At 39.0% G+C, this 21,020-nt stretch carries 14 protein-coding genes; 1 reads left to right on the top strand and 13 read right to left on the bottom strand.

The annotated features are described in order from the left end of the window. Position 1: 1 nt before the first annotated feature. The 11 genes from purN to AOB46_RS05555 form a co-directional block, all read right to left on the bottom strand. Positions 2–568, bottom strand: coding sequence for a phosphoribosylglycinamide formyltransferase (purN, locus tag AOB46_RS05605; RefSeq protein ID WP_062697132.1), 567 nt, complete (start codon positions 566–568; stop codon positions 2–4). Between the two features lie 75 nt (positions 569–643). Beyond that, complete coding sequence (gene purM, locus AOB46_RS05600; RefSeq protein WP_062697130.1) at positions 644–1,636, bottom strand: phosphoribosylformylglycinamidine cyclo-ligase; 993 nt, start codon at positions 1,634–1,636, stop codon at positions 644–646. A gap of 284 nt (positions 1,637–1,920) precedes the next feature. After that, positions 1,921–2,472, bottom strand: a complete 552-nt coding sequence (locus AOB46_RS05595; protein WP_062697128.1) for an NADPH-dependent FMN reductase — start codon at positions 2,470–2,472, stop codon at positions 1,921–1,923. Between the two features lie 119 nt (positions 2,473–2,591). Continuing rightward, the gene (locus AOB46_RS05590) at positions 2,592–3,320 is read right to left on the bottom strand and encodes a pirin family protein (RefSeq protein WP_062697126.1); all 729 of its coding nucleotides are present in this window, start codon (positions 3,318–3,320) and stop codon (positions 2,592–2,594) included. A gap of 205 nt (positions 3,321–3,525) precedes the next feature. Further along, positions 3,526–4,932, bottom strand: coding sequence for an MFS transporter (locus AOB46_RS05585; protein ID WP_062697124.1), 1,407 nt, complete (start codon positions 4,930–4,932; stop codon positions 3,526–3,528). Positions 4,933–4,934: 2 nt separating this feature from the next. Further along, positions 4,935–5,453, bottom strand: a complete 519-nt coding sequence (locus tag AOB46_RS05580) for a nuclear transport factor 2 family protein (protein WP_062697123.1) — start codon at positions 5,451–5,453, stop codon at positions 4,935–4,937. 9 nt (positions 5,454–5,462) lie between these two features. Next, entirely contained in the window at positions 5,463–7,322 is a 1,860-nt protein-coding gene (locus AOB46_RS05575) for a glycoside hydrolase family 13 protein (RefSeq protein WP_062697337.1), read from the bottom strand. A gap of 274 nt (positions 7,323–7,596) precedes the next feature. After that, positions 7,597–9,753: a glycoside hydrolase family 97 protein gene (locus tag AOB46_RS05570; RefSeq protein ID WP_062697121.1), complete on the bottom strand. Its 2,157-nt coding sequence runs from the start codon at positions 9,751–9,753 to the stop codon at positions 7,597–7,599. 72 nt (positions 9,754–9,825) lie between these two features. Continuing rightward, the gene (locus AOB46_RS05565; protein WP_082377027.1) at positions 9,826–10,893 is read right to left on the bottom strand and encodes a SusF/SusE family outer membrane protein; all 1,068 of its coding nucleotides are present in this window, start codon (positions 10,891–10,893) and stop codon (positions 9,826–9,828) included. 16 nt (positions 10,894–10,909) lie between these two features. Then, on the bottom strand, positions 10,910–12,463 hold the full coding sequence (locus tag AOB46_RS05560) for a RagB/SusD family nutrient uptake outer membrane protein (protein WP_062697117.1): 1,554 nt from the start codon (positions 12,461–12,463) through the stop codon (positions 10,910–10,912). Between the two features lie 12 nt (positions 12,464–12,475). Continuing rightward, entirely contained in the window at positions 12,476–15,352 is a 2,877-nt protein-coding gene (locus tag AOB46_RS05555) for a SusC/RagA family TonB-linked outer membrane protein (protein ID WP_131724322.1), read from the bottom strand. A 330-nt stretch (positions 15,353–15,682) separates the two neighbouring features. Here AOB46_RS05555 and metG point away from each other — a divergent pair, with 330 nt between their 5' ends. Next, entirely contained in the window at positions 15,683–17,719 is a 2,037-nt protein-coding gene (gene metG / locus AOB46_RS05550) for a methionine--tRNA ligase (RefSeq protein WP_062697113.1), read from the top strand. An 82-nt stretch (positions 17,720–17,801) separates the two neighbouring features. On the opposite strand, the gene AOB46_RS05545 is transcribed toward metG, so the two are convergent. After that, on the bottom strand, positions 17,802–18,506 hold the full coding sequence (locus tag AOB46_RS05545) for a class I SAM-dependent methyltransferase (RefSeq protein ID WP_062697110.1): 705 nt from the start codon (positions 18,504–18,506) through the stop codon (positions 17,802–17,804). A gap of 75 nt (positions 18,507–18,581) precedes the next feature. Next, a complete protein-coding gene (locus tag AOB46_RS05540; RefSeq protein ID WP_062697108.1) occupies positions 18,582–20,792 on the bottom strand; it encodes a TonB-dependent receptor in 2,211 nt (736 codons plus the stop codon). Positions 20,793–21,020 lie beyond the last annotated feature (228 nt).

Raw genomic sequence — 21,020 nt, 5'->3', positions numbered from 1 at the left:
ATTATTTGTTTCCCAGTACCTTATTGATGGCTAAAGGAAATATTTCATATTCTATCTGGTGAACTTTCTCTGCTAATGTTTCAGGAGTATCCTCTGCTGTTATTTCAAATGATTTCTGAAGAATAGCTTCTCCTTCATCAATTCCTGAGGTAACAAAATGAACGGTAGCCCCGCTTTCCTTTTCTCCTGCTTCAATAACGGCATTATGAACATTCATTCCCCACATGCCCTTTCCTCCGAATTTCGGAAGCAATGCCGGATGGATATTGATAATTTTTCCCTTCCAGTTTTCACAGAATTCAGATTTCAGAATGGATAAAAATCCTGCTAAAACAATCAGGTCTGTATCTGCCGGGATCACTTTGGCCAGTTCACTGCTGAAGTTCTTTCCTCTTGGAATCAATAGAGTTTCTATTGTATGGTTCTTTGCTCTTTCCAGTCCGTAACATTCTCTGTCTGCAACAACCAAAGATACTTTTGCATTTTCAATTTCCCCTGCTTCAATGGTATCAATGATTCTCTGAAGATTGGTTCCTGAGCCGGAAACAAGTACAACGATGTTTTTCATTATTCAGATGTTAGATGTCAGATTGAAGATTACAGACGTAGAGTCTGATGTCCAAGATCTGAAATCTGATGTCATTTAAAATTTCAAATCAATTTTCTCTGCACCTTCTGTGATCTCTCCGATTTCGTAGGCATCATCTAAAAGGTGTAATACTTTTTCAGCATGTTCAGCATCTACTACGATGACCATTCCTACTCCCATATTGAAAGTGCCGAACATTTCTTCACGGGCTACTCCGCCTCTTTTTTCCAGTTCAAGCATTACACCTGGAACTTTGATTTTTGAAGCATCAATGGAAGCACATAATCCTTCAGGAATAATTCTCGGAACGTTTTCGTAAAGTCCGCCTCCTGTAATGTGAGCAATTCCGCTTACTTTTACTTCTTCAATTACTTTGTGGATGTCTTTAAAGTAAAGTCTTGTAGGGACTAAAAGGGTTTCATATAACGGTTTCCCTTCAAATTCTTCTTCAAAATCCGGGAATACTTTTCTTACCAGTGAGAATCCGTTGGAGTGGAATCCTGAGCTTGGAAGGGCAATGATTTTATTTCCTGCTTTGATTTTGGAGCCGTCAATAATCTCATCTTTTTCTACAATTCCAACACAAAATCCGGCAACATCGTAATCTCCGGGCTGGTACATTCCTGGCATTTCAGCAGTTTCCCCACCAATTAATGCACAGTTGTTATCTTTACATGCGTTTACCATTCCAAGAACGATCTCTGCTGCGATTTCGGAATCCAGTTTACCGCAGGCCAGATAATCTAAGAAGAACAATGGTTTTGCACCGTGGCACAGAATATCATTGGCACACATGGCAAAACAGTCAACTCCGATAGAGTCATACTTTTTGGTATCCAAAGCTACTTTAAGTTTTGTTCCTACACCGTCTGTTCCTGAAACCAGTACCGGGTTTTTGTATCCTCCTATCTCATAGAAAGCTCCAAAGCTTCCCAGATGGTTCAGTACATTGGAATTGTGGGTCTCTCCTACTGCTTTTTTGATCTTATCAACTGTTTTGTACCCTTCTTCTTTGTCTACTCCTGCTGATTTGTAAGTGTTGCTCATGTCTGCTTAGATTTTTAGATATCGGATTCCAGATTTTCAGATGGTTAATTGCCTTTCATCTGATGTCCTGAATGTTCTTATCTTTTAATATTTCAATTACTTTTTAATTCAGATTCAGAAAATAAAAAAGCCGACAATCTTGGTAGATTATCGGCCGTTATTTTATCTCAGAATTTCAGAGCCCACAGTTTTTCCTTTCTTTGAAAAACATTCTTTAAAAGTGGTCTGAATTTTCATCTCTTTTCTTTTTGCAAAAATAGTAATTTTAAATGAATTTTCAAATTCTATTTTTCAAGGATGGTTTCAATGGCTGCCATCTTTCTGATTTTCTCCTTTAATTCGGTGTTTTTCTCTTCGTTAGAAATTTTCTGTTCTGTCTTATCGAAATTATCATTGAAGAAAGGAAGTGAAAAAGTTTCTACAATATTTCCTCCGTGGAAAGGGAAACGCTTCGTTGCTGCTTCTAAAACTCCGGCTCCGCCTCTTCCGCCCGGGGAAGTTGACATTAATAACATAGGTACTTCATTCCATACGGTTCTGTCTTTGATTCTCGATACCCAGTCGAATACGTTTTTGAATGCTGTAGAGTATGTTCCGTTGTGCTCCGGTAATGCAACCAAAAGCAGATTAGCACCGTCAATTTTTGATGCAAAATCGTGAGCTTCCTGAGGTACACCACCTGCCAATTCTCTTTCGTGCTTATAAATCGGCATTTCAAAAAGATTAAGGTCTATTACTTCTACTTCTGCATTTTCAAACATGGATGCTGCATAAGCCACCAGCTGTCTGTTCATGGAAACTTCTGAATTGCTTCCTGCTATTGCTAAAACTTTCATTATTGTCTATATTTTTAAGGTATGTATTATTTTGTATCGCAAATATCGCGAAGTTTTTTATCCGTAACGATCTTTTTCCTGAACAGATTTTGCTCAGGAAAAGATCAGTAATTATTGAATTACTTTAAATAAGCCGGCAGCTCCATCGGTACTTCCATCAATAAGATCTCGGTATCTTCCTTTGCTTCAATATTGAAACTCTGGGTGTCCCAGATTCCAAGTCCGTCTCTTTCATTCAGAATTCGGTCTCCAACTTTGGCACTTCCCTTCAAAACAAAAGCATATACTCCGTTTCCTTTTTTGTGCAGCATATAGTTTTTGCCGTTCCCTTTTTTAAAGTTGGCGATATTGAACCATGCATCCTGATGAATCCATACTCCGTCATCATTTTTATTGGGTGATAAGATCTGCTGGAATCCGTTGATCTTTTCTCCTTCTTTGATGCTTTTCTGGTCGTATCTCGGCTCTACGTTCAGCTCTTTCGGGAAAACCCAGATCTGTAAGAATTTTACCGGAACATCTTTATTTTTATTGTATTCGCTGTGCATTACTCCGGTTCCGGCGCTCATCACCTGAATTTCTCCTTTTCTGATCACCGCTGTGGTTCCCATTGAATCTTTATGCTCAAGATCTCCCTCCAGAGGAATTGAAATAATTTCCATATCCCTGTGCGGGTGTGTCCCGAATCCCATTCCCTGTGTAACGGTATCGTCATTCAATACTCTCAATACTCCAAAATTCATTCTGTCTCTATTCTGATAGTTGGCAAAACTGAATGTGTGGTAACTGTTCAGCCATCCATGATCGGCATGGCCTCTTGAATCTGCTTTATGATATACTGTTTTCATTCTGTGATTATTTATGGTACAAATGTACGTGATATGGGTATTGAAATGTGTTGATGTAGGTTAAGAAAGGTGATTAAGGGGATGAGATAAAATTGAAAGCGGGCTGAAGCCCGCTTTTATTGAATAAAGTCTGTATTCTTTTAAATGATAGACGGTTTTTGTAATCCTGCTTTTCAGTTTTATTATTTATTGTAAGCTATGCTTTTTAAAAATGTACCTGTTGGATTTCTTCCTGTATTTCTTTTGGGGTTTCGTCTTCTGATTTAACGAAGATCATGGTTACCAGAGCACCGATAAGCATACAGATACCTCCCACAACAACATAATCCATTGCCTGTTTTCCAAAGATACTGCTTACAATAGGACCTCCCAGTAATCCGTTGATGATCTGCGGAATCACAATAAAGAAATTGAATATTCCCATGTAAACGCCCATTTTCTTTTGCGGAATTACTTCAATCAGCATTGCATAGGGCATCGCCAGGATACTTGCCCAGGCAAATCCTAATCCGATCATGGAGATCCACAGGTGATCGACGTTTTTAATGAAATACATCGAGATCAGTCCCAATCCTCCGCATAATAAGGCTAAAGCGTGGGTTTGTTTTTTCCCGATCCATTTTGCAATAGGTGTCAATAGAAATGCAAACGGAATCGCCCAGAGATTGTACATTCCGAACAGTTTCCCGGTAAGGTCTCCGGCATCGTTGAATGCTTTGGAATGGGTATCTTCAGGAGAAAGTCCCAAATGATGGGTAGCCAGGGCACTCGTAGTAAATACCCACATGGTAAACAGGGCAAACCATGAGAAAAACTGAACAATCCCCAGCTTTTTCATCTGTGCAGGGATCGCTGCAAAATCTTTGAATATATCGGAGAACTTAGAATGTGTTTTCTCTGTTTTTGCACCTTCTTCTTCAAATTCTGCGAATTCCTGCGGGGAATATTCTCTGGTGGTAACAATGGTATATAAGATGGAGATAAGAAGCAATACAGCCCCTACATAAAAGGAATAAATTACATTATCTGCCACAAAGCCTTTCGGAGCAACATTGGAAATTCCAAGTTTAGTCAGCCAGTCCGGAAGATAGGAACCGAGAACAGCACCAAATCCGATCAGGATGGTCTGCACAGAAAATCCTACTGTCCCCTGATGTTTTGGCAGCATATCTCCTACCAACGCCCGGAATGGTTCCATTGCAATATTAACGGAAGCATCCATCATCGCAAGAAATATAACCGCCAGTAACAGTGCACTGGCTGCAAACATACTGGTGACAGAAGCAGCATTGGGCAGCAGCACCAATCCTATGGCGCAAAGAACAGCACCGATTAAGAAGTAAGGTTTTCTTCTTCCTAACGGGCTCCAGGTATTATCTCCCATGTGCCCGATAATCGGCTGGACAATCAATCCTGTAATAGGAGCTACCAGCCAAAACCATGATAATTCATGAACATCTGCTCCCAGGTTAGCCAGAATACGGCTTGCATTACCATTCTGCAGTCCGAAAGCCATCTGAATTCCCAGAAACCCCATACTCATATTGATGATCTGAGGCAGGGAAAGGTTGGGCTTGATTTTTTTTGAAACCGTTTTATGAGAGTCCTTCATCTTTATTTCTTTAATTCTTGAATCAACACGTCTTCTATAGCCGTTTTTTCAGCCACTACTTTGTCTACTACATCGTTAGGAACTGTCATGGAAAGTACATATTGCTTTACTTTCCAGCTGCCATTGATTTTTTCTACCACACCTGAGCCTCTGCAGATTTTCATTTGAGTATTCAATAGTTCATCAAACCATGCCAGTTTCCCGTCTTTGCTGAAATGGATATTTCTTTTCAGGGCGGTAAAGTTCCAGGTCTTCTTTTTGTCGAAATAAGGTTTTGCCCAGACCATGAATGCTTTTTTATCCCAAATTTCTGTGGCATCGGTTCCTATAAAGGTGGATTCATCGGCAAAATAATTGAAATAGGCATTAAAATCGGCTTTGGCAGCAGCCGTATTAAAGCCGTCAAGCATGATGCTGATCTCTGATTTTTCCTTCTCAAATGTTTTGACAGACTGGGCCGAAAGTATCGAAAATCCCGATAAAAACAGGATTAATGTATAGACAGCTAGTATTTTTTTCATAGGTATTATTTATTTTTCAAGTTCAATAATAAACGACGTTTTTGCTGGAATTGTTATACTATGTGTTAAGTTCAGGTCTATTCCGGAAATGATTTCTTTCCCTTTAGAAACTCCCCTGAGGGATTCTTCAAAATAATTCAGATCTATGGTCTGGTCTTTTTTATTGTTATTGATTATAACCATTACACTTTCTTTATCATTGTATCTGAAATAGGTAAAAACGCCATCTTTAGGGACATAATTCTTGGTTTTACCGGTGTGGATAACTTCTTTTCCTTTTCTCCAGTTTAATAATTTCTGTGTAAACTGATAAAATTCTTTTTGCTCAGAGGTTTGCTCTGATGGATTGAACGCATTCTGCCTGTCGGATTTCCAGCCTCCCGGGAAGTCTCTTCGGATATCGGCATCACCGCCTTTTTTCTTATTCCCGCGCATTCCGATTTCTGAACCGTAATAGATCTGCGGAATTCCACGAACAGTAGCAATGAGCGCCAGTGCCATTTTGTAGGTTTTCGGATCTCCTTTGAAAATTTCATTCCAACGTTCGGTGTCATGGTTTTCGAAAAACACGAGGATATTGTTGATATCAGGATATAAAAAATCGCTGGTAAATGAATTGTAGAGTTTTATCATTCCACTGTCCCAGCTTTCTTTTTCCTTAAAAGCTTTCGGCATATCACCAAAGAGCATGAAATCCATTACGGAAGGCAGATTGGAGTTGTAGCCGGCTGCTTCTCCTGTTTTAGAATTTTTCTGCCATGCTGAGATCTGGCCTGCAGTATAAAGCCATGATTCTCCTACGATGTTAAATTTAGGATATTCATCGGTAATGGCTTTTGCCCAGGCAGCCATTGCTTCTTTATCATTGTAGGGATAGGTATCTACCCGGAAGCCTCCTAATTCAGCATATTCAATCCACCAGATGGCATTCTGGGTAAGGTATTTCAATACCAGAGGGTTTTTCTGGTTAATATCGGGCATTGTTGTATCAAACCAGCCGTCCAGGGCGTATTTTTTATCAATTTCAGATGCGTTGGTATCAAATTGAGTGGTTGTTTTATAGTTGGACCGTCTGAACCCTTTTTCTCCATCATTAAACCAATGGATCCAGTCTTTGGAAGGCAGATCTTTGATCATCCAGTGGGAAACGCCCCAGTGATTGGTAACGTAATCCATGATCAGCATCATTTTTCTTTTGTTCAGCTCACGGGAAAGCTCCCTGTACTCTTCGTTAGTGCCGTATCTTCCATCTATTTTATAGAGATCAGTCTGTGCATATCCGTGATAGGAATACACCTTTTCATTGTCTTCATTTACAGGTGTCAGCCATACCGCTGTAGCCCCCAGGTTTTGAATATAATCAATATTTTTGATGATCCCTTTTAAGTCGCCGCCGTGTCTTCCGTTGGGAAGCCTGCGGTCTGCTTTTTCTGTCAGATCCGGCCGGGAGTCGTTGCTTTCGTCACCATTGGCAAAGCGGTCCGGCATAATGAGATACATCACATCTTTTGAGGAGAAGGATTCGCGGTCCGCTGATCCGGGATTTCTCTGCTTCAGTTCATAAGAGTATGATCCCAGATTCTGCTGACCGTTTTTAATGTTGATGGTAAATTTCTGAATATTGATTTCATTGGTATTAACGGTAACAAAAGCATAATTGGGATTGTCAGTTTTCTGAATATCTTTTATTTTCACACCTTCTGACAGCTCAATCTGATGGTTAGCAACGTCTTTTCCATACACCATAATCTGGAGTTCAGGATTTTTCATTCCTTTCCACCAGAAAGCAGGCTCTACTTTTTCGAGCGGTTTTTGTGAGAATGCTGTGACAGCTATCGTGAGTGCGGAAACAATGTATATTTTTTTCATAAGAGTATTCAATTTAGGATTATTTTTTTTAAAACAACAAGCCATTAGGCTGTTATATCATTTATACGGCCACGAATGCACAAAGCTTCTGAATGTCCAGCCAACTCAAATGCAGCGATATTTTTTCTTTCCTGACCAAAAATGGAACAATAGCTGAGCAAAAGGATCAGCAAAAGGCTTTTTTCATTTGGTTATCAGTTATTCCAATTAAATACCCCGGCCCATTTCCCAATGTATAATGAGCCGGGGTATAACAAACATATGAATTTTAAATTTAATTTACAGGCTTAATAGAAATTGCGAAACCGCCACTTCTTGCCATTTTGAAATTAATTTTTGATTTGCTTGTGATCTGTTTTTTGTAGATGTTATAGCTTTGAGGGTTGTCTATGTAATCTGCATCTTTTCCGTCTTCATAAATTACAGCCTCATATTTTTTACCTTTATCAAGGAAAGAGAAATCTACCGTATAGTCACGTTTGTTCTCATCGGTAATTCCTCCTACAAACCAATTTTCTGTTCCTTTAGCTTTTCTGGCGGTAATTACGTAATCTCCAGGCTCTGCAGATAAGATTTTGGTATCATCCCAATCTGCTGCCACGTCTTTGATGAACTGGAATGCATCCATGTGCTTTTTATAGTTCTCAGGAAGGTCGGCGGCCATCTGAAGAGGCATATACATCGTTACGTAAAGAGCAAGCTGTTTTACCAGTGTAGTTTTTACGAAACGTTTATCTCCAGGGAAATAGTAATCCAGTTTGGTCTGGAAAATTCCCGGAGTATAATCCATAGATCCTCCCATCCATCTTGTAAACGGAAGAACGGTCTGGTGATCCGGTTTGTTCCCTCCGAATGCTTCATATTCCGTTCCTCTGGCTGCTTCTGCAGAAATATAGTTCGGATAGGTACGGCTTTCTCCTGTTGGACGTACGGATTCGTGGGAGTTCACCATGATCTTATATTCGTTGGCTTTTTCGGCAATTCTGTAGTAATGGTTGATCGTCCATTGTGAATAATGGTGTTCTCCTCTTGGAATAATATCTCCTACATATCCGGTTTTCACGGCATCATATCCGTATTTGTTCATTAACTGGAATGCTTTGTCAGACCATCTTTCGTAGTTTGTTGCGGAACCTGACGTTTCGTGATGCATAATGAGCTTAATTCCTTTGGAATGAGCATAATCATTCAGCATTTTGATATCGAAATCCGGGTAAGGAGTAATGAAATCAAAAACGAATTCTTTTGAATGTCCGAACCAGTCTTCCCATCCGATATTCCAGCCTTCAATCAACAACCCCTGGAATCCGTTTTCTGCTGCAAAGTCAATATATTCCTTTACTTTGGCATTGTTGGCTGCGTGTTTTCCGTTCGGGGTAAGCTTGGTAAAATCTGTTTTATCGAGATGAACGTTTTCCGCTGTAGAATATGCCCACTGGGATTTACCGATGATCATTTCCCACCATACTCCCATGTATTTTGTAGGATGAATGTAGGAGGTATCGGTATATTTTGTAGGTTCATTTAGGTTAAAGATCATTTTAGAATCCATTACCTCTTCTGCTTTAGGGGAAACGATAATCGTTCTCCAAGGGGTTACGGAAGGGGTCTGAATATATCCTTTTGCCCCCTGTCTGTCGGCAGTAAGATGGGTTTTGAATTTAAAATTCTGTGCATCTACTTCAAGGTGGGAAGCAGGATAATCGAGTACAGCTGCTTCGGCAACGTTCAGATAAAGAGGATCTTTTCCTTCTTTTTTAAGCATTAGCGGAGACTGAACTGCATTTTTGATCAACTTCTGGGAGGCATTGGCATCCGCAGCCTGAGCCCATTTTGACGGGATTTCAGATACTTTTGTTTCCTGGTACTGGTATTCCTGAGAATCATAGTCAGCTACCATCCACCAGGCTTTCATGTCTGTAGGGAAATCGATCTCGGAATCTTCTTCTCTGATTACGAAATAGTTCAGGTTTTTCTGCTGCGGGAATTCATATCTGAATCCAAGCCCATCATTGAACAGTCTGAACTTCACTACAATGCTTCTGTCTGTAGAAGCCTGATTCAGCGTTACCGCCAGTTCATTGTAATGATTGATATAATTTTTCTTTTCTCCTAAAACGGGCTGCCAGGTTTCATTTTTGGAGTCTCTTTTTTCATCTACCTTCGCAAAACCGTTGTTCAGGTCGAACTTTGCATCTTCTGGTTTGGCAATTTCAGAAGCAAATTTTATGGCTGTGTCTTTAAATAATCGTAATCCTAATTTAGAATCTTCTACTACTACGGCCCCGTTGTATTTCAGGTTATAGTAAGGCACTCCTTGTTTCAGCTGGAAATTCATTTCAAATTTTCCGTCCGGAGATTTTAAAGATTGTGCTTTCACACCTACAAACATCATGGAGAGCAAAAGAGCTCCAACAGTAATTTTCTTCATAATGACTATTTATAAACTTAAAAATAAAAAAGACTGCTGCTCAGGCAGCAGTCTCTGAGTATATGTATGAAATTATTTCTTAATGAACAGGTATCTTCCGTCAAGGTCATTAAAGAAAACATCATAGTTTCCAGATTCATTTACAGGAATATTTCCTCCTCCTGCTGATGCTATACCTGAGAAAGGTGTGCTTCCTCCCCAGTTTACATCCCAACTATTATTGGCTCTGAATTTTGCCTCCCCTGCCGTTAATGGAATGTTTGTCACTTTCCAGATATGAGGATTTAAAGCTGAAGCGGTCATGTCCTGATCAGCATCCCATCCGCCTGATGTTGATGATCCGATAATTCCGATCGTTGGATAAGGAGCTGATGAAACGGTATAAGGAGTAAGAGAATATGTTTTGGCATTAATATCAATGGTAAATGTATAATATCCTGCTGAAGGAGCGGTAAATGCGCCCGGTTCATTGGAGCCGTCAAGATTACTCACCATAACATTTCCTGCCGTAAGCCCCCACTGTGGATGCCACGCTCCCAATTGTTCAAGAAGCTTAAAGCCATCTGCTTTAAAATAGCCTGTATAATAAAACTTGTTTACATTGGCAGGATCTCTGAATACAGGCAGATTATTAGCATTATTTTCCCATCCTGACTCTGTAGCACCTCCCACAAGATAAAGATTTTTCATACTTACAAATGGGGTTATTGTAAGGTTCAGAACATTGGAATAATAATTGGTTTGTTCACTGAAAGCAGTCTTGAATCTTGCTTCTACGCTTGTTGCCTCACCTGGTTTAGCTCCCAGACTAAGCAACAGGTCGTTCAATGCTTTGTGTGTTATAGAGACACTGGCAGCATCACTTGGTGCTACCAACACTTCTGTCTTGGCAAAATTATTTCCTTTTATACCCAACTCAACAAAATACGATGGCACCACCGCAGGATTATATGAAGGAAAAGTATAGGTAAATTTCAAAGCTTCTGCAAGAGGTGTTGTATTATCCAGAACGACAGTATTTTTATCTACAGCTAATGTTGCTGCAGAGGTCTCGTTTAAGGTAATTTTATCATCATCTTCACAGGAAACAACAATTGCCAGCAATAATGATGAAAATATAATTTTAAAGATATTCTTCATTTCTTTTAATTTTAAATTAATAGCCAGGATTTTGAGTCAAATTCGTATTTGCCTGAAGAGCTGATGCCGGAATTGGAAAAACTTTATAGTTATCAGAAATAGAAGTTCCGTTTACCATACCTCCCTTCCACGGCCATAAGTAAGTCCCGCCTGTAAATTTTCCAAATCTGATCAGATCCTGTCTTCTTACTCCTTCTAAGCCTAATTCACGTCCACGCTCATCTAAAATTGTCTGCAGTGAAATGTTTGTCAATACATCAGCATGAGCTCTTGAACGGATTAAATTAACATAAGTAAGGGCCTGAGGTACCGTTGCTGATGACGCTCCTCTAAGAGCACATTCTGCATAGATAAGATAGGTATCGGCCAGTCTGAACAACGGAAAATCTGTAGACGAAAAAGAAGTCACATTACCTGTTCCATCAGAGTTTTTGTTAGTAAATTTAATTGAAGGGTAACCATCTGTCCACTCTTTATAATCATTCATTTCATAATTGTGGCCTGTCATCCAGAATTGTTGAGCTCTTATATCAGTACTTGCAGCAAGTCCGGCAGCATTAGGAGCAAAAAGGCCATACCAGGCTTTTGTAGCTCTGTGCCCACCCCATCCTTCTGTTGCTCCATAAGTGGCAAGATTCATTGTTGTGGAATTGAGGTTACCATTTACGATATAAGTGGTATTTCCATAACTCTGTGAAGTGATTGCATCTGCGATAAGCGGAAAAATAATTTCTTTGGAGGTATTATTATCTGCTCTGAAATTTTTAGCAAAATTAGTTTCAAGCTGATAATTTCCATTTGCAATCACTTTAGAAGCATATGTAGCAGCATCTGTGTATCTTGCCGTTCCTGTGTAGACTTCGGCGTTCAGATAAAGTTTGGCTAAAAGCATCTGTACAACCGCCTGATTAGCTCTTCCGTATGTATTGGACGGAGCAATTTTTCCTTCAATCTCTTTCAGTTCCGTTTCAACAAAATTAAAAAGTTCTGTTCTGGAAGATTCTGGAAGCGGAGCTGTTGTTTCGAATGTTGTATCGTTTACCAATGCTCCTTTCCCAAAAAAGTCAATAAGATAATAATAAGAAAGAGCTCGTAAAAAACGTAGTTCACTGATATACTGATCTTCATTAGCAACATCTACTTTATTTTTCAGGATCAATATCAAGTTGGTAGTTTGAGGAATGGTATAATAAATTCTGTCATAAACATATTTGAAAAATTTATTATTTGAATTCCAGCCTGTAGTTGTTGTTAATTGATCAAGACCATTATCTCCCCATCTGTTTTTCATTCCGTCAGCTGTAAAATCATTAAGATTTACTAAACCCCGAATAAATGGAGATTCTCCTGCATTGGCTCCTGCGATATCAGAATCGCCAGGGCCACTTACACTTGACAAAGCGAATGTAGAATACATTCTGGACAAAAGTCCTTCTACTGCATTGGGATCTCTTATCAAAAGTTCTTCCAATGTGAGTTCATATTTTGGTTCTGTTTCCAGATCGCTAGTACAGGCACTAAAAAACAAACCTGCCATTATTACTAAACTATATATTTTTATCTTTTTCATTGTTATGCCAGATTAAAAATTAAAATTGAAACCTAATGTATAAATTCTCGGTCTTGGATAGAAGTTGTTATCAACCCCTCCGAAGTTTTCAGGATCCTGTCCCTTATATTTTGTAATAATGAAAGCATTGTTTACAGAGCCATAGACTCTCAGGTCAAGCTTATTTCCGAAAATCTTTTCAATATTATATCCTAAGGTAACATTATCTAATCTCAGGAAAGAAGCATCATGTAAAAAATAATCTGAGAAATACATATTATCTGTAGGCTGCACCAGATTAGATGAATACCTTCCATTATTGAAATCAAGCAGGTTGCTCAGGTGTTCTGAGTTAGAACTTCTGGCCTGATTAACAAATCCCTGAGCAACATGCCTTCCATCATACACTTTTCCTCCGATCTGACCTCTGAAATTCGCTGTAAAATCCCATTTTTTATAATTGAGTGAAGTACCGAATCCAAAAGTAAAATTAGGGACAAGCTGGGCGTTATAACGATCTCCATCGGTAATTTTTCCATCTCCGTTTCTGTCTACAAAAGTATCTGCAATTGGATTTCCGTTGGAATCATATACCTGTTCAAACATCCACGCAGAATTAGGCTGAAGCCCTACAACATGATAGGCTATTTTCACCCCTGTTCCTACAGGCAGGTCTCCACCTGCTGCAATTCTGTCGTAATATCCAAGCTCAAGTATCTCCCCTTTATTATAGGACATGTTTCCAAAGATATTCCAGTTTACCGTTTCATTTTTGATTGGATTAACATTCAGGTTCAATTCAACTCCTCTGTTCCTTAATGATCCTACATTGGCTGCAAACTCATTCGTAAGTCCCTGCCCTGGAGGGAGTGGAGACATCAATAACAGGTCCGTAGATTTTCTGTCATAAAAATCCAAACTTCCTGAAAGAAGATTTCCTCTGAATAAACTGAAATCAATTCCAATATTCCAGCTGGTTGTTGTTTCCCATTTCAAATCCTTATTAAACCCTAAAGCGGAATAAATATTATATCCAGGCAGGTATTGAGAAGTCTCTCCCCCTAAGGCAAACAAAGGTCGTGAAGGATAAAAGCTCTTCGCAATCTGTGTAATATCCTGCTGTCCGGTCTGTCCCCAGCCAATTCTTAATTTCAACTCTTTTACCGCTTCTACGTCTTTTAGGAATGATTCTTCCTGCATTTTCCATGCAAATGCTGCCGATGGGAAATATCCCCATTGATTGCTAAAGCCGTTGAAAAGAGAAGAAGCATCTGCTCTGAATGAAGCTGTGAATAAGTATTTATTTAAAATATCAACATTCGTTCTTGCAAAAAACGACTGTAGATTCAAATGATTGAAATATCCATAAGTAGGATTAGCCCTGTTAGGCTGCGGTATACGGACTCCACTTCCAGATGGGTCTGCGTAAAACTGCTCCTTATTACCGTCATATCTGAAATCCTGATAAGTATATCCCCCTTGGATCAAAAAGTTGGTAAAGAAATCATTGATTTTTTTATTGTATACCAAATAAGCATCAAAGTTTCTGTTATTTGTGTATTGATTTTCTGCGTAAGCTAAACCTGGGTTATACAGTATATCATCAGGAGAGTTATAAACTAAATTAATGACTGAATTTCTTGCGTTCGGATCATAAGTTTCTTTAATCTTAGTTCTTGATGACTCAATTCCAAGGTTAACAACCGCTCTTAAATCTGGTAAAAAATGAAACTTATAATCAAGCTCAATATTTCCTAAAAAACGGTAGGTATTCTCCGGGCGGTGTCTTTGCTCCAACATTCCAAGTGGATTAGAATCATATGTCATATTATATTTCCCGTTAGCCATATAATTATTCTGATAATATCCTCCGAAATAATTAGGTCCTCCTTGTCCCCATACATCTCTACTGTAAACGGGTAATGTAGGATTTCTGGATAAAGCCGCTCCAATTACAGCATCAGCATCTATTGTTTTTTTGTCTATTCTGTACCCTTTAGCATTGATATCAACTTTTAAATGTTTGTCAAAAAAAGTTGGGGTTAAACGTAGAGTCGCTGAATATCTTTCAAGATCGTCATTTTTCACAACCCCTTCTGTTCTGTTATATCCCAAAGAAACTCTTATCGGTAATACTTTGAACAGGTTTCCTGATGCACTGAAATTATTATCCGTAGATACAGAATTTCTGTAGATTACATCCTGCCAGTTGGTGTCATATACCTTTCCCATTGTTGTAGGGTTTAAAGGATTTCCCCCTACACCCAGCTTCCATACATCATTTGGAAAATAGGTTTTGATAAAATTAACATACTGCCCGGAATCCATTACATCAATGTATCTTGTGACCTGCCCTACGGAAACATTGGTATTAAAATTCATCTTCAACTTCCCTCCTCCGGATTTAGTCTTGATCAGGATAACACCGTTTGAGGCTCTTGCTCCGTAGATCGCTGTTGCAGAAGCATCTTTTAATATTGAGAACGACTCAATATCATTCGGGTTTACAAGTGCAAGTGGATTCTTAATTCCCGCAGGATTTGTTCCGTCTAAGGGTATTCCGTCAATAACAATTAATGGATTATTTGAAGCACTTAAAGAAGACCCACCACGGATTCTGATATTGGGCGCAGAATCCGGGGAACCGCCAGCACTGGTAATTCGGACTCCCGGAGCTTTACCCTGAATCAGCTGATCAGCTGAAACTATGGCTCCTTTATTAAAATCCTTTTCCGTAACAGCAGTAACAGAACCTGTTAAATCTGTTTTCTTTTTAGCACCAAACCCCACCAGAACAATCTCTTCAATTTTTTTCTCCTTAGGCAGAGAGTCTTGTGCCTGCGCATGCATTATTGTACTGGCCAATAAAAAAGCGGGCGCTATTTTTAATACCGTTGTAAAATTTCTCACAATATCGTTTTTTTTAGTTTCGTTTTTCTAACAAGCCTGGCAAACCAGTCTTGCAATTTATAAAAAAAAAAGAATTACCATAATTTTATTAAAATTTTAGATAATTTTATGTAAATTACCCGTTGATTTCAAATTAAAAATCTGGGTTTCATTTAATTACATTGACCTATGCATCACATAGCATATATAATGAGTTAACAAAAAGTTAAACATTTGTTTAACTAAATGTAATATTCCTCACCTTTAAAACTTCAAAAAAAGGATTATTACGGAAGCTTCAGCAGAATTCATGAGATAATCCTTATCTTTGCAGTTAAAATTTTACTATAAATGTCAAACAGGAAGATGATTACGGCAGCGTTGCCTTATGCAAACGGACCGGTTCATATAGGACATTTGGCAGGTGTATATATTCCTGCGGATGTCTACGCAAGATTTCAGAGAAGATCAGGAAAAGAGGTAGCATTCATCTGCGGATCGGATGAGCACGGTATTCCTATTACCATCCGGGCTAAAAAAGAAGGAGTAACACCTCAGGATATTGTAGACAAATACCATGAGATCATTAAAAAATCGTTTTCAGATCTCGGGATTTCCTTTGATGAATATTCCAGAACTACTTCTAAAAAGCATTATGAAACCAGTCAGGATTTCTTCAAGGTGCTTTATGAAAAAGGCAAATTCACGGAAGAAATTTCTGAACAGTATTTTGATGAGCAGGCAGGAGAATTCCTTGCAGACCGTTATATTGTAGGAACATGTCCGAACTGCGGGAATGAAAATGCTTATGGAGATCAGTGTGAAAAATGCGGATCTACCCTTTCACCATCAGAACTTATCAATCCGAAATCGATGTTAAGCGGAAATATTCCGGTTCTTAAAGAAACCAAGAACTGGTACCTTCCTTTAAATGAATATGAAGATTTCCTGAATGAATGGATTATTGAAGGTCACAAAGATGACTGGAAGCCTAATGTTTACGGACAGGTAAAATCATGGTTAAATGATGGTTTAAAGCCTCGTGCGATGACCAGAGACCTTAACTGGGGAGTTCCGGTACCGCTTCCGAATGCTGAAGGAAAAGTTCTTTATGTATGGTTTGACGCTCCTATCGGATACATTTCATTCACTCAGGAATGGGCGGAAAAGAACGGAAAAGACTGGAAAGATTACTGGCAGAGTGAAGAAAGTGACCTGGTTCACTTCATCGGAAAAGACAATATTGTTTTCCACTGCATCATTTTCCCATCCATGATGAAAGCCCACGGAGACTATATCATGCCGAAAAACGTACCGGCTTTTGAATTCTTAAATCTTGAGAATGATAAGATCTCCACATCAAGAAACTGGGCAGTATGGGCTCATGAATATGTAGAAGATTTCCCCGGACAGCAGGATGTGCTAAGGTATGCCCTTCTTTCATCAGCTCCTGAAACTAAGGATAATAACTTCACATGGAAAGATTTCCAGACGAAGAATAATTCTGAACTGGTAGGAATTTTCGGAAACTTTATTAACAGAGTTGCTGTTCTTATTCATAAATATTATGATGGAGTTGTTCCACAAGGTGATATCAATAGTCCTGAGTTACAGGAGATCAATAAAGCGGCCAGAGAAATTTCAGGATTCCTTGAAAATTATGAGTTCAGAAATGCTTTATCAGCTTTAATGAACCTTGCCCGTTTCGGAAACCAGTACCTTCAGACTGAAGAACCTTGGAAAACAATTAAGGATACCCCTGAAAAGGCTGCACAATCTTTATTTGTCGGAGCACAGATTGCTGTTGCTTTAGCACAGTTATGTGAGCCGTTCATGCCTTTCAGTTCTGAAAAGCTATTAAACATGTTCAATGTTGAACAGGTGAACTGGAGCGATGTTGAAAACAAATCTGTTTTAATAGAAACAGGCCACAAAATCAATGAAGCCTCTCTTCTTTTCTCAAAAATTGAGGACAATGTTATTGAAGCCCAGATCCAAAAACTGGAACAAACGAAACAAAATAATAAAAAGACCAACCCTAACGCAAATCCTATGAAAGAAGAAATCACTTTTGATGATTTTACGAAAATTGACCTGAGAACCGCCACCATCCTTGAAGCTGAAAAAGTAGAAAAAGCAGATAAGCTTTTAAAACTGACAGTAGATACAGGTGTAGATGTAAGAACAGTAGTTTCCGGGATTGCAGAAAGCTTTACTCCTGAAGAAGTAATCGGAAAACAGGTGATGATCTTACTGAACCTTGCTCCGAGAAAAATCAGAGGAATTGAATCTCAGGGAATGTTGTTATTGACTACAAAACCTGACGGGAAGTTATCTTTCGTAACACCGGACGACAGCAATGTAGAGAACGGTATTGAAATAGGATAATCAATACTTCATATAAAAATAAAGACACATGAGAATTAAATCCCATGTGTCTTTTTTATGTATGCCTGCTGTAAGCCGTATTTTAATTTTTAGTCAGCTTTGCCAGATAAGAATCTTCATCCTGTATGATTTTTTCAATTTTAAAACCATTATGTTCTGCTGCATTTTTCAGGGTATTAAAATCAAGATACAGCCAGGTAATCGGTTCCTCGGATTCTCCTTTGTAATGGACCGTATACCCTAATTCACCATAATAACCTTCCGCGGGAATATAAACTCCGCCATCTTCATCACGGTCAAACATATAGAGAATATCGGTACTGTCAATAAGAATCTGGCCGTTATCGCTCAGTAGAGTATACAGTTTCTGAAGATACGTATCAATTTTTGCAAGACTTTCAAAAATTCCGGTTCCGTTCATCAGCATCAGTATTGTATCAAATGTTTCTCCGGAAAGCTCCAGCATATTTGCACAAACGGCTTTTTTTATTCCTCTCAGTTTACAGACCTCAATAGATTTTGGTGAAATATCCAGTGCCTGCACATCCAGATTTCTTTCATTCTGTAGATAAAGAGTGTGTGATCCGGCTCCTGCCCCAATATCCAGAACTTTTCCTTCTGCCAGCTGCAGTGCTTTCTGTTCAATATTATTCATCACCTCAAAATCCCTGAAAAGATAAGCCACAGGAAGCTCATCCAGTTCTGAAATTGATGTTTCTGTCTGCAGGTCCTTAGGATCTTTGTTATGAAAATAATCCCAGACTGCTCTACCCATTAAATCTTTCATAGTCGTTTCAAAGTGGCAAAGATACGGGTTTATTCGATGAATTTAAATCAAGGCTAACAAGCTTAATTTAAAGTTCTAAAAAGCAAAGGTATAAGAAAGGTTAAACGTTCTTCCTCTTCCTTTATAACTGAACAGCTCCGGAAGCCCATACGTAGAGTACAATACTTGGGAACGTTTGCTCCATATCGTCTGGTAATCTGTATTGAATACATTCTGGATTCCCAGATTGAATTTTCCCCATGGGAAGCGGTAACCTACCATCAGGTCAGAAGTATTGTAGCCGTCTATTTCATTTTTAAGATCATCCGTCAGCTTAAAATTTTGCAGCGACTGGAATCTGAATGACCAGTTTTTAACATTATAACCGATATAGGTAACCAGCTTTGAAGGAGAAGCATTATAGATTTCCTGTTTCTGCCATTCACCCTGATTGTCTACTTCCGACTTAATTAAAAGTCCGCTGGCTCCGAAATACACTCCATTGTTCATAGAATAGGAAACTTCTGCTTCTATTCCCATATTTCTTAGCTTAAGGTCATTAACAAGGATCTGGAATGTCTTTCTGTCTACTGTTACGGTCTTATCCGAATTACTCAGGAATCCAGCTATCTGTCCTCTGAATCCGCCTTTGTTCATACGATACCCTACTTCAAACTGGTTGGTTTTAATCGCCTGAAGAGGCTGCTGCTTTACATTGATGCTGGAAACTACATCCCAGTTATTGTTCACCAGCTTATAAGTTCCGATTCCATAATACTTGGAAGGATCTGCAAGGCTTACTCCCTGCGAAAATGTTCCCCAGGCCTGGTGCTGTTCATTGAATTTATACAAAAGACCTGCATTCGCCAGGGTTACATTGTAGGAACTTTCTCCACCAGGAATGGCAGATGCTGAATTTCCATAGCCCATTGCCACTTGTGTCTGCTGTACGGAGCCTACAAAATCATCTACTTTTACCTTGATATTCTGGTAACGGATTCCGGCATTGATCTGAAGTTTAGGAAGGATATCATATTTTGCCTGGACATATCCCGCATAACTCTGTGAGTGGTTGGTAGGATATCTTCCCAGGCTGTATTTTGTTTCGTTAACCAGGCCGCCGCTTGACATGGTCTTTGCCAGATCATAAACAGACTGTGTCCCTTCAAATTTTTCAAGATCTACATCTACTCCGTACGTTACGTTCAAGGTTCTCCAGGATTTTGATAATAATGCCTTGATTCCTGAATAATACGTATCCTGCTGTGAAGAAGACATATAGGCCATCGGTCCGCTCTGAAGTGTTACCGTTCCGGGGAAAGGATAGAACCCAAGCTTCTCCGCTCTTGCCGCCAGCTGTACATAAAGATCCTGTCCGCCTAAAATACCGTTGGCATTATAAGCTAAGGTTCCCATAAAACGTTCTGTTCCTACATTTTTATCTGATGAAAAGCCATCGCGCATTTCAAGTAAGGACGCATTTTTTGTGGTAAACGCACTTAAATTTTGTCCTAAATAAAGACTTCTGTCGCCATTAAATTTAGAATTATAATACTGAAGTGACGCTGTAATTTTATGCTTGTTGTTAAATTTATAACCTCCCGTTGCAAGAATATCAATGGACTGGTTATACTGAAGGTCGGTTTGTGTAATATCGGTAATCACCTGATTCTGATCTGCTCCGTATACCCCGCCGTTCTGCTGGTAAGCTACGCCCAGTCTTCCGAAGAGCTTCTCTCCTTTTCCTGCAATAGATTGGGCTGCACGGAAATCATGATCATCTTTCCCCATAAATCCGGTTCTTACGCCTACTTCTGTTTCTCCGCTGATTCCGTTTTTGGAAGGAGTTTTAGTAATGATATTGATAATTCCTCCTGTTGCATTTCCTCCATAAATAGAGCTTGCTCCGGAAAGAACTTCAATTCTTTCAATATTAAACGGGTCAATAGCGTCCAGCTGTCTGCTGATGGCACGGATACTGTTCAGGGAGACCCCGTCTATCATTACCAGTGCAGAACGTCCTCTCATATTCTGTCCGTAGTTGGTTCTTCCCTGTGGTCCGATATCCATACTCGGAATCAGGATAGAAAGCATTTCTTTGATAGGAACTCCGCTCTTAGCCTGCTCCTGAATTTTTTCTTTCTGTACCACCCAGACGGTTCCCGGAATATCAGATATTTTTGTCGGTTTTCGGGATGCTACAATTACCACATCATCAATACCCTTAGAGGTTATAGAGTCATTAGCGGTCTGGGAAAACATTACTCCTGAAGCTAATAATCCTATTAACGCATATTGCTTTTTCATTCTTTTATTTCAAGTTTTATAATGCGTCAAATTTAATTTTTATTCTTTCTAAATAAAAACAATTAAGTATGAAATTTTTCATATTTTCCGGAGATTATTTCTCAATCTGAAAACCGCCTGTATTTATAGGGAACATTAAAACCAAATTAAAAGAGTGCTTTAAAAGCAAACATCCAATTGTTTTATTTTTCCCACTAATCTTGCAGATTATGAGAATATTAAAAAATA

Source organism: Chryseobacterium indologenes (genome assembly GCF_001295265.1).
GTDB lineage: Bacteria > Bacteroidota > Bacteroidia > Flavobacteriales > Weeksellaceae > Chryseobacterium > Chryseobacterium indologenes_A.
This window is presented reverse-complemented; position numbering and strand designations above follow the sequence as displayed.

Coding starts and splice junctions, on each gene's coding strand:
- AOB46_RS05540 (WP_062697108.1), bottom strand. CDS start 20,792: ATGAAAAAGCAATATGCGTTAATAGGATTATTAGCTTCAGGAGTAATG.
- purM (WP_062697130.1), bottom strand. CDS start 1,636: ATGAGCAACACTTACAAATCAGCAGGAGTAGACAAAGAAGAAGGGTAC.
- purN (WP_062697132.1), bottom strand. CDS start 568: ATGAAAAACATCGTTGTACTTGTTTCCGGCTCAGGAACCAATCTTCAG.
- AOB46_RS05575 (WP_062697337.1), bottom strand. CDS start 7,322: ATGAAAAAAATATACATTGTTTCCGCACTCACGATAGCTGTCACAGCA.
- AOB46_RS05590 (WP_062697126.1), bottom strand. CDS start 3,320: ATGAAAACAGTATATCATAAAGCAGATTCAAGAGGCCATGCCGATCAT.
- AOB46_RS05560 (WP_062697117.1), bottom strand. CDS start 12,463: ATGAAAAAGATAAAAATATATAGTTTAGTAATAATGGCAGGTTTGTTT.
- AOB46_RS05545 (WP_062697110.1), bottom strand. CDS start 18,506: ATGAAAGATTTAATGGGTAGAGCAGTCTGGGATTATTTTCATAACAAA.
- AOB46_RS05585 (WP_062697124.1), bottom strand. CDS start 4,932: ATGAAGGACTCTCATAAAACGGTTTCAAAAAAAATCAAGCCCAACCTT.
- AOB46_RS05565 (WP_082377027.1), bottom strand. CDS start 10,893: ATGAAGAATATCTTTAAAATTATATTTTCATCATTATTGCTGGCAATT.
- AOB46_RS05570 (WP_062697121.1), bottom strand. CDS start 9,753: ATGAAGAAAATTACTGTTGGAGCTCTTTTGCTCTCCATGATGTTTGTA.
- metG (WP_062697113.1), top strand. CDS start 15,683: ATGTCAAACAGGAAGATGATTACGGCAGCGTTGCCTTATGCAAACGGA.
- AOB46_RS05580 (WP_062697123.1), bottom strand. CDS start 5,453: ATGAAAAAAATACTAGCTGTCTATACATTAATCCTGTTTTTATCGGGA.
- AOB46_RS05595 (WP_062697128.1), bottom strand. CDS start 2,472: ATGAAAGTTTTAGCAATAGCAGGAAGCAATTCAGAAGTTTCCATGAAC.